Annotated in this window: 14 protein-coding genes and 1 pseudogene; 8 read left to right on the forward strand and 7 right to left on the reverse strand. The window is 48.1% G+C overall.

What is annotated here, in order from left to right; genetic code table 11:
* Window positions 1–14 precede the first annotated feature (14 nt).
* The 4 genes from HPY31_RS16525 to HPY31_RS16540 form a co-directional block, all read right to left on the reverse strand.
* Complete coding sequence (locus tag HPY31_RS16525; protein ID WP_172141587.1) at window positions 15–1,208, reverse strand: M20 metallopeptidase family protein; 1,194 nt, start codon at window positions 1,206–1,208, stop codon at window positions 15–17.
* A 73-nt stretch (window positions 1,209–1,281) separates the two neighbouring features.
* Window positions 1,282–2,280 carry a histidinol phosphate phosphatase domain-containing protein gene (locus HPY31_RS16530; RefSeq protein ID WP_172141588.1) on the reverse strand — a complete coding sequence of 333 codons (999 nt, stop codon included), beginning with the start codon at window positions 2,278–2,280 and terminating at the stop codon, window positions 1,282–1,284.
* 152 nt (window positions 2,281–2,432) lie between these two features.
* A complete protein-coding gene (locus HPY31_RS16535) occupies window positions 2,433–2,909 on the reverse strand; it encodes a dihydrofolate reductase (protein WP_015892627.1) in 477 nt (158 codons plus the stop codon).
* The gene (locus tag HPY31_RS16540; protein WP_172141589.1) at window positions 2,906–3,700 is read right to left on the reverse strand and encodes a thymidylate synthase; all 795 of its coding nucleotides are present in this window, start codon (window positions 3,698–3,700) and stop codon (window positions 2,906–2,908) included. Before HPY31_RS16540 ends, HPY31_RS16535 begins: the two co-directional genes overlap by 4 nt.
* A 107-nt stretch (window positions 3,701–3,807) precedes the next feature.
* Between HPY31_RS16540 and pdxR (HPY31_RS16545) the strand changes: the two genes are divergently transcribed.
* Both pdxR (HPY31_RS16545) and HPY31_RS16550 read left to right on the forward strand, forming a co-directional pair.
* A complete protein-coding gene (gene pdxR / locus HPY31_RS16545; protein ID WP_172141590.1) occupies window positions 3,808–5,247 on the forward strand; it encodes a MocR-like pyridoxine biosynthesis transcription factor PdxR in 1,440 nt (479 codons plus the stop codon).
* Between the two features lie 117 nt (window positions 5,248–5,364).
* A complete protein-coding gene (locus HPY31_RS16550; RefSeq protein ID WP_015892632.1) occupies window positions 5,365–5,565 on the forward strand; it encodes a hypothetical protein in 201 nt (66 codons plus the stop codon).
* A 116-nt stretch (window positions 5,566–5,681) separates the two neighbouring features.
* Here HPY31_RS16550 and HPY31_RS16555 read toward each other — a convergent pair whose 3' ends face one another.
* A complete protein-coding gene (locus HPY31_RS16555; protein ID WP_016743125.1) occupies window positions 5,682–5,888 on the reverse strand; it encodes a cold-shock protein in 207 nt (68 codons plus the stop codon).
* A 124-nt stretch (window positions 5,889–6,012) separates the two neighbouring features.
* On the opposite strand from HPY31_RS16555, the gene HPY31_RS16560 reads away from it, so the two are divergent.
* The gene (locus HPY31_RS16560; protein ID WP_172141591.1) at window positions 6,013–6,471 is read left to right on the forward strand and encodes a hypothetical protein; all 459 of its coding nucleotides are present in this window, start codon (window positions 6,013–6,015) and stop codon (window positions 6,469–6,471) included.
* Window positions 6,472–6,657: 186 nt separating this feature from the next.
* Complete coding sequence (putP, locus tag HPY31_RS16565) at window positions 6,658–8,121, forward strand: sodium/proline symporter PutP (protein WP_172141592.1); 1,464 nt, start codon at window positions 6,658–6,660, stop codon at window positions 8,119–8,121.
* A gap of 129 nt (window positions 8,122–8,250) precedes the next feature.
* Here the strand turns inward: putP and pdxR (HPY31_RS16570) are convergent, their stop codons facing one another.
* Window positions 8,251–9,672 (reverse strand): MocR-like pyridoxine biosynthesis transcription factor PdxR, encoded by a 1,422-nt coding sequence (gene pdxR / locus HPY31_RS16570; protein ID WP_172141593.1) that lies wholly within the window; start codon window positions 9,670–9,672, stop codon window positions 8,251–8,253.
* A gap of 114 nt (window positions 9,673–9,786) precedes the next feature.
* On the opposite strand from pdxR (HPY31_RS16570), the gene HPY31_RS16575 reads away from it, so the two are divergent.
* The 4 genes and pseudogenes from HPY31_RS16575 (at window position 9,787) to HPY31_RS16590 (ending at window position 13,314) form a co-directional block, all read left to right on the forward strand.
* Entirely contained in the window at window positions 9,787–10,362 is a 576-nt protein-coding gene (locus tag HPY31_RS16575) for a GNAT family N-acetyltransferase (RefSeq protein ID WP_172141594.1), read from the forward strand.
* A 202-nt stretch (window positions 10,363–10,564) separates the two neighbouring features.
* Window positions 10,565–10,984 (forward strand): annotated as a pseudogene (locus tag HPY31_RS16580) (DUF4280 domain-containing protein); the annotation flags it as partial.
* 851 nt (window positions 10,985–11,835) lie between these two features.
* Entirely contained in the window at window positions 11,836–12,105 is a 270-nt protein-coding gene (locus tag HPY31_RS16585; RefSeq protein ID WP_172141595.1) for a hypothetical protein, read from the forward strand.
* Between the two features lie 345 nt (window positions 12,106–12,450).
* Window positions 12,451–13,314, forward strand: a complete 864-nt coding sequence (locus HPY31_RS16590) for a hypothetical protein (protein ID WP_172141596.1) — start codon at window positions 12,451–12,453, stop codon at window positions 13,312–13,314.
* A 107-nt stretch (window positions 13,315–13,421) separates the two neighbouring features.
* Here the strand turns inward: HPY31_RS16590 and HPY31_RS16595 are convergent, their stop codons facing one another.
* On the reverse strand, window positions 13,422–15,389 hold the full coding sequence (locus tag HPY31_RS16595; protein WP_172141597.1) for a dynamin family protein: 1,968 nt from the start codon (window positions 15,387–15,389) through the stop codon (window positions 13,422–13,424).
* Between the last annotated feature and the right edge of the window lie 3 nt (window positions 15,390–15,392).

The following is a 15,392-nucleotide window of genomic DNA, read 5'->3' on the forward strand; positions in this document are numbered from 1 at the left end:
TTTCATGCGTTTTCTTATCGTTGCTGTGTTTCCAAATAGTGCAGCGCTGTTCGTCCCAAGAGCTCGCCTGCGATTAGCATGGCATCCTCGTCGATATCGAAGCGGGGATGGTGGTGGGGATATGTTGCCAGTTTTTCCGGATTGCCTGCCCCTACGAACAAGTAAGCGCCGGGCACCTTTTCCAAATAGTACGAAAAGTCCTCGCCCCCCATCAACGGCTTCATCGATTCCACACGGCCAGCTCCAAACGCTGCAATGGCTGCTTCCTGTGCGATCGCTGTTTCTTTCTCATGGTTAATGACGGCTGGATATCCTCGATCGTAGACAACTGTAGCGCTTCCTCCCATCATGGCAGCCGTCCCCTCCGCAATTTCTGTCAAGCGCTGCTCTGCACGATCGCGGACGGCTGGCAAAAAGGAGCGGACAGTCCCTGTCAAACGACAGCTATCTGCGATGATGTTCGTACTGTCTCCACCGTGGAACGTCCCCACGGTCACGACCACACTTTCTAACGGGCTAACGTTGCGGCTGGCAATCGTTTGGAGATGACCAACGATTTGTGAACCGATCACAATAGAGTCGACGGTTTCTTCCGGAACAGCTCCGTGTCCCCCTTTTCCTTTGACCTCGATGGAAAAGTCGTCCGTATTCGCCATGAGCGGACCAGCACTAATGAATACCTTTCCTACAGGGAACATCGACCAGAGATGAACGCCAAAGATCGCATCGACGCCGTCTACAGCACCATCCTGAACCATTTGAGTAGCTCCGCCCGGATTTTCCTCTTCCGCATGCTGAAAAACAAAGCGAATTTCACCGGCAAACTGGTCACGACGTGCTGCCAAAACAGAAGCGAGTCCCAGTAACTGGGAAGTGTGCGCATCATGCCCACACGCATGCATGACGCCAGGTACAGTCGATTTATACGGTACATCTTTTTGATCCTGAATCGGCAGCGCGTCAAAATCCGCACGCAACGCGACGACCTTACCCGGGCGCCCACCGCGCAAAACGCCGATGACTCCCCTACCACCGACACCTGTGCGAACCTCATCGAAGTGAAGTCCTCTCAATATTTCGGCAATAAGGGCTGGAGTCTTCTCTTCTTGAAAGGAAAGCTCGGGATGCTGGTGCAGATGACGCCTCCAGCTAATGATTTGCGGCTCCATCTCTTTGAGCAGCTCTCTTAATTGTTCCTGCAAGGCCATGGTTCTTACTCCCCCCTGGATTCACTATTCTTGTCCCATCATAGCAGAATCATGGGACAAATGGGGAGCTTGACTAATCCAGAGCGAGCATGCTACGTTTTCGCTTTTCAAAAACCGCAAAGCTCGTATAGCCTACCCGTTTCAACTGCGCTCGAGCCTCGTCCAACTGCTGACCGACTTGATCTGGCGCCGTAGCGTTAGACGCCAAGGTGATGGGCACTCCATTCTGGAACAAAATTTCCAGAAAACGATAGCTGGGCGAAAATTCACGGAATTGACTGGCCAAACCGTAGCCTGTATTGATTTCCGTCGCAATCCCCATACGTCCAAGAGCCCGTGCCACACGCTGATAATACGGCAATAGGGCAGTCTCATCCGGTCGCATACCAAACGCTTTGATGCCATCGATATGGGCGATAACATCGAATAATTGCGATTCGATCGCCTGCTCCAGCTTATCAAAATAAAGACTGTATAATCCGATTAGCTCCTGTCTTCCAAAGCGTTCTTGTGCACCCTGGATCGAATAGCCCCAGCCTTCCAGAAAATGCACGGCTCCTATGCATACATCCCACGGATATTGATTGATGATAGGCCACAGTGTCTCTTCTCCACCCGAAAAATAATCCAATTCTATCCCGACACGCAGCTCAATTCCATCCTCCGCCCAACGAAGCCGCTCTTTTTGCAGGAAAACAACAAAGCTGTCCAGTGAATCGTTTGCGACCTGACTCAGCCATTTGCGCTGCGCTGCCCCCAAACGATCAGAGCCCATGTGCACATGCTGTTCGTAGTACGACCGATACTCATGAAAACGATATAAGTGCTCGACCACGCAAACTTGCTGAATCCCAGCCTGTTTGGCACGGAGTCGATACCATTCAAGCCAATCTCGTGAATACGGGCCTTGTTGTAGGCGTTCTGCCAACCCATTGGTCAGCATGCTTGCCCATTTTCGGCTCCCCATCACTTCGGCATGCTCCACGAGGGGGCGCAATGATTCCGCTTGCTTGAGCAACCAGTCCAGCGAATACGGCCCTTCCTCCAAATGGACGTGAAAGTCTACCTTCACCCGATCACCTCCTTGGGTTCGTCCCTGCTATTTTCTATCGTTATATATGCGTTTGGTTCCATACATATGTCGAGTATTCACATGACGAACGACCTAGTAGAAGAAGTGAAAAAGAACAAAAAAATGCCTCAGCATCGAGGCATTTTTGCTTATCAGCTATTTTTTCGCTCATACACGTAAAACGCATGCGGATGAACGTTCTTCTCATCTACGATACCCTCACGCTTGTCCACCAAGGTGTAAGCATCACGATCCCATGCAGGGAAAAACGTATCGCCCTCTGTTTCCAAATCGATCTCTGTAATGTACAGACGATCAACAACATCGAGGAACTGGCGATAAATTTCCGAGCCGCCAAAGATGATGACATCACCCATGGCGAGAACTTCTTCCTTCGTATGAACGACATCTACACCTTCAGGGTGAAAGTCCTGGCTGCGTGTCAGAACGACATTTCTGCGGTTAGGCAGCGGCTTGCCGATCGATTCGAACGTTTTGCGTCCCATTACAATCGTTTTGCCTGTCGTTAATTCCTTCACATTTTTCAAGTCGGCAGGAAGGTGCCACGGCATATCGCCATCTTTTCCGATGACTTGGTTGCGGGCATAGGCAACAATCAGACTGATCATACGGCCACCTCGCCTTTGATGTGCGGGTGGGATTCGTAGCCAACGATTTCTATATCTTCGTATTTGAAGTCAAAAATCGAAGTCACATCTGGATTGAGCACGAGCTTTGGCAGTGGTTTCGGCTCGCGAGTGAGCTGTAGCTTGACCTGCTCGATATGGTTGAGATACAGATGAGCGTCTCCGATCGTATGAACAAAATCGCCCACTTCAAGCCCTGTGACATGCGCCACCATATGTGTCAGCAACGCGTAGGAAGCGATATTAAACGGCACACCCAAAAACGTGTCGCCACTGCGTTGATACAGCTGGCAGGACAGCTTGCCATTCGCTACGTAAAACTGGAACAGCAGGTGACAAGGCGGCAATGCCATCTTGTCCAATTCAGCCGGATTCCACGCGCTAACGATCAAGCGGCGGGAGTCCGGATTGCGTTTGATCTCATCAATGACCCATTGAATCTGGTCCACTGTTTTGCCGTCGCGTCCAGTAAAAGAACGCCATTGGCTTCCGTATACCGGGCCTAAATCTCCGTTTTCATCGGCCCATTCGTTCCAGATCCGCACACCGTTTTCCTGCAGGTAGCGGATATTGGTATCTCCTGATAAAAACCAGAGCAATTCGTGGATGATCGATTTCATATGCAGCTTTTTCGTCGTGACCATGGGAAAACCTTCACTCAGGTCAAAACGCATCTGATGCCCAAAAACACTGGTCGTTCCGGTGCCTGTCCGATCCTCTTTAGTGACACCCTCATCCAAAATGCGCTGGCACAAATCCAGGTATTGTTTCATCGTCCATCTCTCCTTCCATCTCATCTATTTTACCTGACCCAGACGAAAAGGAAAGATCGGAATGTCATGTTATAATAAATGGATAAATGTAGAAAGCGGGATTCGTGATGGATGGCAAATCTTCTGTTCCTACAAAGCCTTTATATAAACAAATAGCAGAGCAAATCGAGCAAAGAATCAGCAGTGGTGAATTCGGTCCTGGTAGCTATTTGCCCTCGGAGCGCACACTGGCCAAAGAACTGAACGTCAACCGCTCGACCGTCGTCGCTGCGTACGATGAGCTGCAAGCAGCAGGTATGATCGAGCGCATACAAGGAAGTGGCACCATCGTCAGCCAAGATATTTGGGGACTGGCACGGACCCGCGTTCCGAACTGGCGTCATTTGACGGAATCAGGTTCGTTTCGTCCGAATTTACCGTTGATTCGCAAAATCCGTCGTGAAACACAGGAAAATGACTTGATCGATTTGGCGAGTGGCGAGCTCTCGACCGATCTCGTCCCCAATCAAACGCTCCAGCAGCTCATGACCCCCGATGACTTCCCGGCTCATCTCGGGTATGAGCATCCGCAGGGCAATTGGGCTTTGCGAGAAACATTGAGTCTCCACATGAAAACATGGCGAAGCATCGAAGCACCCGCTACCTCGATCATGATTACGTCAGGCGCGCAGCAAGCCCTACATCTCGTCGTTCAATGCTTGTTAAAGCCAGGGGATGCCGTTGCCATTGAGGAGCCGTCTTATTGTTATTCCTTGCCGCTTTTTCATTCTGCTGGCTTGCGTACGTTTTCGCTGCCTGTCGACCGGGATGGAATCGACCCGAAGCACTTGGCCCAGCTCCACCGCCAGCACCGCATCAAAATGGTTTTTCTCAATCCAAATTATCAAAACCCGACAGGGACGCTACTTTCATTGGAGCGGCGCCAGGAATTGCTCGCGTTCTCCTATGAAAAAGGGATTCCGATCATCGAGGATGATCCATACAGCCTGACCAGTTTTTCGAGAGAGCCCCTCCCAACCTTAAAATCACTGGATCAACACGGAACAGTACTCTATATCAGCTCCTTGACCAAAATCGTAGCCTCAGGTCTGCGAATCGGCTGGATCGTCGGGCCCCCTACCGTCATGGAAAGATTGGCAGATGCGAAACAACAGTTTGATTTTGGGCACAGCATTTTTCCGCAATGGCTGGCGAATCGCTTTCTCGGATCGCCTCAGTTTGCGAGTCACATCGATCTGTTGCGAACAGAGCTATCCTTGCGGCACGATCAGCTTGTCTCCTCGCTCCAAGACAAGTTCGGTGATCAAGTAGAAATGGTCGGGTCAGAGGGAGGCATTCACCTGTGGTGTAAATTTAAAGGAGAATGGAGCGGCGAACATTTTCTCACAGAATCAGTCAAACGGGGAGTAGTTTTCGTTCCGGGACATCTGTTCGGTGCAGAGCAAGGATATGTCCGCTTCACCTTTGGCAGAGCTACCCTGGATCAGATCACGGAGGCAGTCTCACGCTTAGCAGATGCATTCTCAGCAAGTGGATGGCCAAAATAATCCCCAAGTGGATGGCAACATTTTTGTGCGGTCGGTATATGATCGAAGTAAGCTACCGCATGCATCCTCGTGTATATCCGGCAGGATGACTGGGCCATACAGAAAGGACTGGCTGTTATGAGTATTTTGCCTTTCATTATTGCTATTATTGTACTTGTTCTCATAGGTCTCGTCGTTACCATAAAAATCGGTATGAACCCATCCGAATCCAAAGTGCGGGACTTTAAACAACGCTCCCGGAATCTGTTGATCATTTACGGCATGATTACCATCGCCTTGGTAATTGCATTGTCAGTCTTTCTCTACAACAACCTCTGATCCATCCCGAACGATACGTGACTTAAATAAGACGCCGTCTGCCTTGTACAGGTATGACGGCGTTTTTGAATCGAAGGAAGTCCTTCGTCATGTGTTTTTAGAAGATGATACCTCTTTTACACGACTTTCCTCGCCACATTGGCGGCTTGCAGCCCACGCTGTCCATTCACGATTTCAAAAACCACCTGCTCGCCTTCCTCCAAGTTCCGGTAACCTGACCCCGTGATCGCAGAGTAGTGTACGAATACATCAGGTCCTCCATCACGCTCAATAAACCCATAGCCCTTTTCCTTACTGAACCATTTTACTTTCCCTTGAATCATTGTGTTTCCTCCCTGTAATCAGTGCAGCTCTTACGCTTACCCCATCATATGCGGATGCGAAGTCAGTGGATATACGGTAAAATAAATAAAGTATGAATCGTCACGCCAGAAAGGAGTGAATCACATGAAAAAAGTTTGGATGATCGCATGCGCGTTGCTGCTCACTGCCTGCTCCGATCTATCAGAAGGGGTTCAAACCGCTCAGCAAGCAGTTGAAACAGGTCAACAAGCGATTGAGACAGGAAAACAGGCTGTCGAAGCCGGCAAGCAACTGGCTGAGTCTGAAGTCGCCAAACAGCTGCAAACATACCTCCAGCAAAAATACGAATCCTCTGAAGCATTGCGTAATGCCATGTTCAGTGGAGATGGTCAGTTGCTGGTAAATGAATTGCAAAAAACCGAGCTTGCGAACTTCAGCTTTTATAAATCTGACATGTTTGGTGTTGAATATACAGGCACACTCTCTGCCGATGGTACTTTCAAAGTGCTCAAGCACGATTTGAACAACCAAGGTGCGGAGCCTACTGTCGTAAAGGAATTCAAAGTAACACTCGACGGAAACGGTCAGGTTCAAGTTCAGTAATCAGGGAAATATTTCAAGAAAAGCCTGCGATCCATCATCGCGGGCTTTTTCGTGTTAGTAAAAAACTTTTTATTGGGTTTCTACAAAATTTTCTGTGTTTCCTTATAGATTTTTATAATTGGGCATGATAATGTGTAAGATGTTCATATAATTTTCACAAATACTAAACACAACGAGGTGCTGCCAATGAATATGCTACTCGCATCTATTATTGTGTACATGGCAGGTATGCTGCTGATCGGCTATTATGCCTACAAACGTACCTCCAATCTGACAGACTACATGCTCGGCGGTCGGTCGCTCGGTCCAACTGTAACCGCTCTCAGCGCGGGTGCATCTGACATGAGTGGCTGGTTGATGATGGGCTTGCCTGGCGCCATGTTTGCCCAAGGTCTTAGCGCATCCTGGATTGCCATCGGTCTGACTCTCGGGGCTTATGCCAACTGGCTGTATGTCGCTCCCCGCCTTCGTTCGTATACAGAGGTCGCCAACAACTCGATTACGATTCCTGCTTTTTTGGAAAATCGTTTCGGGGACGGGTCTCGGATGCTTCGTCTTGTCTCGGCCCTTGTTATTATGATCTTTTTTACCTTTTACGTCTCTTCCGGTCTCGTCTCTGGAGGCGTGTTGTTTGAAAACACCTTCCACCTGAGCTATCAAACGGGGCTATGGATTGTTGGATTGGTCACCATTGCCTACACATTGTTTGGCGGCTTCCTCGCTGTAAGCTGGACGGACGCTGTACAGGGACTCATCATGGTCATCGCGCTCATTCTCGTTCCGCTTGTGACCGTTCTTACAGCAGGCGGATTGGGAGAAACATTTACCGAGATTCACGCTGTCGATCCCTCTTTGCTCGATATTTTTAAAGGGACGAGCCTGCTCGGCATCATTTCTTTGTTTGCATGGGGTCTCGGTTATTTCGGACAACCGCATATTATCGTTCGCTTTATGGCAATCACGTCCACGAGTGAGATAAAAAAAGCACGCAGCATCGGTATGGGCTGGATGATTTTCTCCGTCATTGGAGCCATGCTGACAGGTCTGGTCGGTATTGCCCTGTACTCCAAGCAAGGCTGGACGTTGAGCGATCCTGAGACGATCTTCATTCAGTTGGGTACGATTCTGTTCCATCCGATCATTACCGGCTTTTTGCTGGCGGCCATTTTGGCAGCGATCATGAGTACGATTTCCTCTCAGCTGCTCGTCACCTCCAGCTCCTTGACCGAGGATATTTACAAAACCTTTTTCAAGCGTTCTGCAACTGACAAAGAGCTGGTCACCTTTGGCCGCCTGTCCGTCTTGCTTGTATCTGTCATTGCCTTTTTGCTCGCCTTGAATAAAAATGACACGATCCTCGATCTCGTTGGATATGCGTGGGCCGGATTCGGCGCTTCGTTTGGGCCTGTCATTCTGCTCTCCCTCTATTGGAAGCGCATGAACAAATGGGGTGCTCTCGCGGGTATGGTCGCTGGCGCATTTACCGTTATCATCTGGACTCGTTTTGATGTGCTGAAGGACTTCCTTTACGAGATGGTTCCCGGCTTTGCCATTAGCCTGCTCGCCATCGTGGTTGTCAGCCATTTGACTAGTAAGCCTTCGAATGAAGTAACTGCTCAATTTGATGAGTACCAAAAAAGCATGAACTAATCTCTGCCGAAAAAAAGCCAAGCAGCCTATGCGCTGGACAATTACCCTGTCCCACGCCATAGGCTGCTTTTTTCTGTTGAAACTATTTGGGACCCTCATCGGAACGAGAAGATCCGGCAAAAGCGCCAATCATAACGAAAACCAAGCTTCTGCTAGACGACTGATTCCTTCTGCAATGTCTTGTTCCTCCACTCCACCAAATCCAACGATGATTCGCGGCCGCACATTCGTCGGATCATTGGCCCAGTTATGGCCGCTCGGATAAACGCGAACATCGGACGCACGCGCTAGCTCGATCAGCTCCTTTTCCGTTCGGGAAGTATCTACCTCTAGCAAAATATGCAGCCCCGCTGACTGTCCCAAAACTCGTACTTCCCGAGGCATGTAGGTCTGTATCGACCGAAGCAATGTATCGTGCTTGCGGTGATAGACGGTGCGCATTTTTCGGACATGCTTTTCCCAGTAGCCCTTTTGCATGAACAACTGCATACTCCGCTGCAAATGGCGGGAAACCGGAGAAGGATACGCCTGGAATGCTTCCAAATATCGCCCGAGCAATTGCCGCGGAAGCACCGTGTAATCCAAGCGAAGTGCTGGAGAAAATGCTTTGGAAAAATTCCCGATATAAACCACACATCCGTCCCGATCCATCCCTTGCAAAGATGGCGTAGGGTGTACATTATAGCGGAATTCGCCATCGTAATCATTTTCGATGATGATTCCGTTCGTTTTCTTTGCCCATTGCAACAATTGCTGGCGCTGACCCACTGGCATGACCATCCCATACGGAAATTGATGGGCAGGCGTCGTGTACACGACCGTTGCTTTGCTTTTTTCCAAGGCTTCAATGGACAGCCCGTCTTCCACTAGCGGGATGGACACGACCTCATAGCCGTGCTGGGAAAAGACAATTCGTGCATCTGCATAGCCAGGCTCCTCGATCGCAACCACACGATGTCGATCTGCCAAGAGCAGACATAAAAAGCTGAGAGCCTGCTGTAATCCAGTGCCAATGATGATGTGCTCAGGCCGACAAATGAGCGTACGTGCTCTGCGCAAATATTTACTGAGCTCTTCTCGGAGCTCCCACTCTCCTTGATCATCCCCGTAAAAAGAAAAGTCCTCCGGATAGGCATCCAGCGCTTCCAGCATGCACGAGCGCCATGCAGCGTAAGGAAACGACTTCGTATCGATGACCGAACCGTGAAAATTGTAGCGACAGGTGAGATGCTCCCCTTTTTTCTTTTTCAAGATAGAGGAGTACAAGGCAATCTCCTCATCCTGCTCCACTGGCTCTGACCATCTCTCGATCTCGGCAGCATAAAAGCCACTTCGCTCCCGGCTCACGATGTAGCCTTCTGCGAGTAGTTGCTGATAGGCAGCCTCAATCGTATTTTTTCCGACGCCGCTTGCCTTCATCAACTGACGGATCGACGGCATCTTGGTTCCGGACGGTATCTCTCCTGATGCAATCCGTTTGCTCAATTGCTTGTATAGCTGCTGATACAGAGGTTCCTTGCTCTGTGCATCCATGACCGGCATGTACTCCATCAGCGGCCCTCCATTCTGTACCTTTCCAATTCTCCCAAACTGTCACTATGTATAGGAGCAGTTCTCTTTTACAATGATTGTACCAGATTCACCCATACGAAAGGAGAACAAGTCATGCATATTCATTTGCAAGGAGAAAAGGTCGTTCTTCGAGATATTCGAGCAGAAGATTTGGATACGATTTACTATTGGAAATACGAAGCAGAGGATCGGGAACATCTCCATTGGAATGGCCCCTATAAACCGCTTGATCCGTACACAAAAGAAGAGTATCGTGCCCTCCCTCGCTACCAGGAGTCTCTCGCTCTCGTAGGTACTGATGCACCAAGAACCGAGCTGATCATTGAGATTGACGGCGAGCTAAAAGGCAGTGTCGGTCGCTACTGGGTATCTGAGGAGACGAACTGGTGCGAGATTGGAATCGTCATTTACGACTCCCGCTACTGGCAGAATGGTTATGGCCGGGAAGCGTTTCGGATGTGGATCGACTACTTGTTTACCCACATGGATACGGTCCGTTTAGGCATTGGTACGTGGTCCGGCAATGAACGGATGATCAAGCTGGCTGCTCACATGGGAATGGTGGAAGAAGCGCGGGTACGTAAAGCAAGGATTGTTCGCGGTGAATATTACGATGCGATTAAGATGGGGATATTGCGCGAGGAATGGGAGAATCGGGAATATAAATAACAGGATACATAAATAGACCTTAATACCTATTAACACATCGTTTATTCACAACTTTCTAACTATGACTAGTAGCCAATCCCAAACCGATACTTCAACATGTGGGTATTATTCCCTTTTTATATATAGATTGGATATCGTTCGTCTTTTTTCACCATGAGCATCTTCCATCTGTATAGGAAACTGCCTGTGAGGAGGCGACTGAATGCCCCATATTGAAGATATCACCGTTCAAAAGTCGAATGCGGAACGCAAAAGCTACGTGGTTGTTGGTGCCATTTTATCATGCAGCAGTGGGAGTCAGAAAAGTCGGCTAAAAATGCCGTTCAGTCATGGTGTTTTTGTAAAAGGCAAGCCACAGATGAACATCATGGACTATGTTCCCAACGTCAATATCATGCCATTTGGTAAGTGCAGCAGCTTGAAGAATCCCGCCGTCGCTTCTGCCACTTCAGCTAATAACGGTGTACTAACACCGATGCCGTGTACCCCTGTGATGACCATGCCCTGGATAGATGGCAAACCGGACAAAGTGGTCGGCGGACACCCCGCATTGTTGAACAAATCCACAAATGTGTGTTTCCATTGCGGACTCATCAAGATTGAAGACGACGGGCAGGATTTGAGTGGTGTGACGATAGGAAATCAGTCGTCAACAAATAGCGGGTCTTCAGATGCTAGTTTTAGACAAGGACCAGCTTGCGAAAAGCCACAGGAAAAGCCAAGTATGTTGGATCACTTCATCAAAGGAATATCAAAGCTTGGAAACGTTCCTGCTGCGATGCAAAAAGCGGCAAGTGAACTGCCTGGGGCACTAGAAAAAGCCACAAATGATTTGCCTAAAGGCTTTAAGAAGGCGGCTGAGGATTTACCTAAGGGAGTTAGTGTATTTGTGAGGGAAGGCTATATTGAGCCGATGCAGGAGGACTTGAATACGTTGCGGGATGATAAAATCAATCTCGCGGATGGACTTGCAATCGGTGGGATTGCCTTACATGCACTTACGCTTGGGAGAAGCAAAAACCTTAAAAAAATCGTAAAGGCAACTAGTAAAGGGAATAGGCAAAGGGATAAGACACTAAATAGGATTGATAAGGATTCCGGTCATATTCCAATGGATCCAGAAAAGTTTAATCGAATGAAAAATGCTTTTGAGAAGCAAGGGGGACTTCTTGTTCCTGAACACGAAGCAGTACCACTATTAAATTGGCATGGTACAGAAGCATCAACATTAAATGATAAGACAATTGCGTTTAGACCAAACCCGTCTGCTTCGGCTGTATTTGAGGAGTTTATTCATGCCACTCAGTATAGAACTGGAAGAGCTACCGGTTCAAATATTTTAGAAATGGAGATTGAAGCAAAAGAAAAATTAATCAAACATAGAAAAGCATATGATATACCAAATGTCGAAACTAGAGAAACGATTCAGCATCTTAGGGATTATAGGAAACAATTAGAGGAGCAAAAACGGAGGTGGTAGATTTGTTTAAAGTAAATGTCGAATTTGCAATGTATCTTCAGTCCGCAAATGTTGTTGTTATAACTGGAAAATACGAAGGGCAGTTAACAGGTAATGTTCTAGTTGACGCGAATAACCTTGCTAAAAAATTTGTTGTCAATAACGTTGTTCATATGAAGTACAAGAATCCTGAACAAATTAAAGATACAATTTCATTGAATCTCCAGCCAGATGACTTTGAGGCAGATGAATTAGTAGGTAAATGCTTGATAAGCCCTGATTAATGCAATTGTTTAATCTAGTACATTTACACAATATCTGCAAGGACTCAATTAGAAGAATCAAAATATGACAAGAGCCATTTAACGACAGTAAAAAGGACAATCCCTTCGTCTCTTCAAGACCCGGGAACTATCCTTTTCATTTTCCCACTTAACCTAGAATATTCCAACTGAGCCCCTCACTTTCACACGCTCAAAAAGAAACAATAATTGTGAACAAAGTGATGGTCATCATTTTCATTCCCAGAAATACACTGAATATTTTTTGACGTAACCGTATTTACAGTTACGTCATTTCTTACTTTTATTTGCTACTAAAATCGAATCGTGCACACCACAGGAGGAACCATGAGGCTGGACATATGCAAACTCGATGAGGTGATCGTCATTGGGGTCCCAGAGGACTTGGATTTTGATTCTCACGACGATGATTACGCACAATTTTACAATCCTCGGCTCACTGAGATCCAGCATGTACTTGAACCAGAAAAAATATTTGAGGTGTGGGATTTACAGGGTACCATCATCGGCAAGAGAGTAAGCTATATCGGGCATATTCCAGACGGGTGCTTTGTGAAAAAAATACCCGCAGGAGATTATGCCAAACTTCATTCGAGCGAACTGGATTATACGCTAGATATGTTTGCCAGGACAAATTATATCGAAGAAATGAGCTATGGATTCTCTACCAAAGCAGCGGAAAAAAATGGCAATAAACAAGAATTTTCCTATCGGCCAGTTCAGTATCGTCCTGATGCTGTGAATACACGTACGATTCCATCTTTAGAGAAAGAACGTTCTAAGTCGTTAAAAGAACGCTATGTTTCCATCTTTTTTGATACAGAGAGCTGTAGCTTTCGTCGATTTTTATATAAGCGATATGTTTCACAGGACAGAGGTTGTCTCTGGGAATTAGCGAGATTCAATAACAACGATAAGGGTATCATCAGAGAGGGTCTTTCAAAAAATGAAGCTGCAACATTTTTGCTCCAAAAAGGCGAGGTACTCGTATTTTGGGAAGGTTACAGCACGTTTGGTAAAGAGATGATTCGTGACAAAGTAATGAAGATGGACGCAAAGCATCTGCTAGAAAACTACACGCGCTTCACCTTGGACATGTACATTTTTGATGAGTCATTGACGTGGACAGTTATTTTTCAGCACGAACGAGATGAAGATGGATTCAAGCATATTTTGCTACGGGTAGGATGATGAATGGGCTGACTCTCTATGCACTCCTCCCATTTCTATCGAAAAAAGGGCAATCCCTGGTCTGAAAAGACATAGGGACTGCCCTTTATTACTTTTAGAAAAATTGATTACGCCAACTCAGCCGCCACACGACTCACTTTTGCCGCCAGCTCGTCGAGATCGACGTTCATCTCAAGAGCTGCAAACAGACCTGTGAAGTACTCGTTGATCTGGTCGATGACGCGATTGCGCTCACTTGCCACCAGCTCTTGGAACAGCGTAGAAAACTGCTCATCCAATTGCTTGTTTCCGATTTCTACGTACGCGCTCACTGGTTCTTGCATGCGCTTCTCCAGCTCGTCACGCATTTTTGCTTTGCCATCCTGCTCGAAAAAGTCCTTCGTGTTTTTGAACAAGGAAACCGCTGAAGCAAATGCCGATTCGGCTACTGGCAGCTCGTTCGCAAAGGACAGTGTTTCTACCTGTCTCTGCTGATAAGGTGCCAAGGTCAAACCTGCTGCGTAGCCTTGTACATCCTGTTGCCATGCCGCAACAAGTGTTGTCCCCTGCTTGTTCGTGAATTTCTCCAAGCGAAGGGTAGTGGCACGCAGCTCCTGCGCCAAGTCGTAGCTGATCGAACGCAGAAGATCAGTCAAGCATCCTTGCAGTGCTTGCTTCATGTTGCGTCCATCGTCCTTGATGACAGCCGGGTTAAATGCGAGATTGAACAGCTCGTTAAAACGGAAGAACAAGCGCTGGCGAACGTAGTAGAGCAGCTCCTCGCGCTCTTTTGCCAAGTCGCGTTCGAACGAAGCGGTAGACAGCGCTTCAACAGCTGACAGAGCCTGTGTCTTGGCGTTGCTTGCCGCTTCTTTGCGCAACAGACGCTCGTCTTCCCCGGACTGTGCCATACGCATGAATTCTGTCAAGGTATCATGAGCGCGACGGATTTCACCGATTGCAGCATTCACAGCAATTTGCGTCAGCTCTTCAATCGTAAAGCGGAGGAACTCTGCTTCAAACGACGCCATTCCCGAAAACTTGAATGCTTCTTCTGCCGGCATTAGCGACTCGCCTTCAGCCGTATTCGTGCGCTGGCGGTATACTTTCTCCGCAGAAGCTGCCAGCTTGCCTTTTTCATGCATCCGTGCCAACAGAGCAGTCTGGCTCGACACCGGATAAATACGTGGGAGGCGAATTCCGCACGAGAGGAGGTTTTTCTCGACGTGGGTAATCACACCCTGCAATTCCTCATCGTTTGCTGCGAGGTCACAAGCATTGACGATAAAGAACATTTTATCCATTTCAAACGTATCCTTGACCCGTCCCATTTGTAGCAAAAATTCGCGGTCAGCCTGTGCAAAGGCGTGGTTGTAATACGTCACGAACAGCACGGCATCCGCGTTTTTCATGTATTCAAACGCCACCCCTGTGTGACGCGCATTGATAGAATCCGCACCAGGCGTATCAACCAGAACGATGCCCTGGTCTGTCAGTGGGCAGGAATAGAACAGCTCGATGTATTCCGCAAAACAAGCTTTTTCTTCCTTGGCTACAAAGCCTTTGAATGCCTGCATATCCACCAGCAGTTCGCCACCCAGATGAGCAGCCATTTCTGGCAAACCTTTTGTAACAGCTTTTAAAAAGGTGTAGTGAGGTTTTGCCGTAGGTGGGATTTGAGCGACGTCGATCTTGCCCAGCTCAGCCAATGCGCCATCCAGATCAGAGGCAACCAGTCCAAACACAGCGAGTGAACGGATAACATCCTGCTCAATTGCTTCGCGCTCCTTCACGACGACACGCACAGTTCCATGCGGACGCTCATCCGTAGGCGGCATAATTTTGTTGATCGCTGCTGTCGTCGGATTCGGGGATACAGGCAGCACGAGATCGCCCATCAAGGCGTTGGCAAACGAGGATTTTCCTGCGCTAAAAGCACCAAACAGTGCAACGGTAAAACGATTGGCGGTTAGACGATCTGCTCGATCCAGCATCGCCTGTGCCTGTGCTTGCATCCCTGGTACGGAAACGACTTCTTCACTTGCGCGTCGCAGGCGCTCTGCTGCCGCAATTAGTTTGTCTCGTAGTTGATTCATGCT

The sequence above is a fragment of the Brevibacillus sp. HB1.3 genome (assembly GCF_013186635.1).
GTDB lineage: Bacteria > Bacillota > Bacilli > Brevibacillales > Brevibacillaceae > Brevibacillus > Brevibacillus brevis_D.

Bases quoted from the DNA above. Each gene is read 5' to 3' on its own strand.
- HPY31_RS16525 (WP_172141587.1), bottom strand. From the start codon at position 1,208: ATGGCCTTGCAGGAACAATTAAGAGAGCTGCTCAAAGAGATGGAGCCG.
- HPY31_RS16535 (WP_015892627.1), bottom strand. From the start codon at position 2,909: ATGATCAGTCTGATTGTTGCCTATGCCCGCAACCAAGTCATCGGAAAA.
- HPY31_RS16540 (WP_172141589.1), bottom strand. From the start codon at position 3,700: ATGAAACAATACCTGGATTTGTGCCAGCGCATTTTGGATGAGGGTGTC.
- pdxR (WP_172141590.1), top strand. From the start codon at position 3,808: ATGGATGGCAAATCTTCTGTTCCTACAAAGCCTTTATATAAACAAATA.
- HPY31_RS16550 (WP_015892632.1), top strand. From the start codon at position 5,365: ATGAGTATTTTGCCTTTCATTATTGCTATTATTGTACTTGTTCTCATA.
- HPY31_RS16555 (WP_016743125.1), bottom strand. From the start codon at position 5,888: ATGATTCAAGGGAAAGTAAAATGGTTCAGTAAGGAAAAGGGCTATGGG.
- HPY31_RS16560 (WP_172141591.1), top strand. From the start codon at position 6,013: ATGAAAAAAGTTTGGATGATCGCATGCGCGTTGCTGCTCACTGCCTGC.
- putP (WP_172141592.1), top strand. From the start codon at position 6,658: ATGAATATGCTACTCGCATCTATTATTGTGTACATGGCAGGTATGCTG.
- pdxR (WP_172141593.1), bottom strand. From the start codon at position 9,672: ATGGAGTACATGCCGGTCATGGATGCACAGAGCAAGGAACCTCTGTAT.
- HPY31_RS16575 (WP_172141594.1), top strand. From the start codon at position 9,787: ATGCATATTCATTTGCAAGGAGAAAAGGTCGTTCTTCGAGATATTCGA.
- HPY31_RS16590 (WP_172141596.1), top strand. From the start codon at position 12,451: ATGAGGCTGGACATATGCAAACTCGATGAGGTGATCGTCATTGGGGTC.
- HPY31_RS16595 (WP_172141597.1), bottom strand. From the start codon at position 15,389: ATGAATCAACTACGAGACAAACTAATTGCGGCAGCAGAGCGCCTGCGA.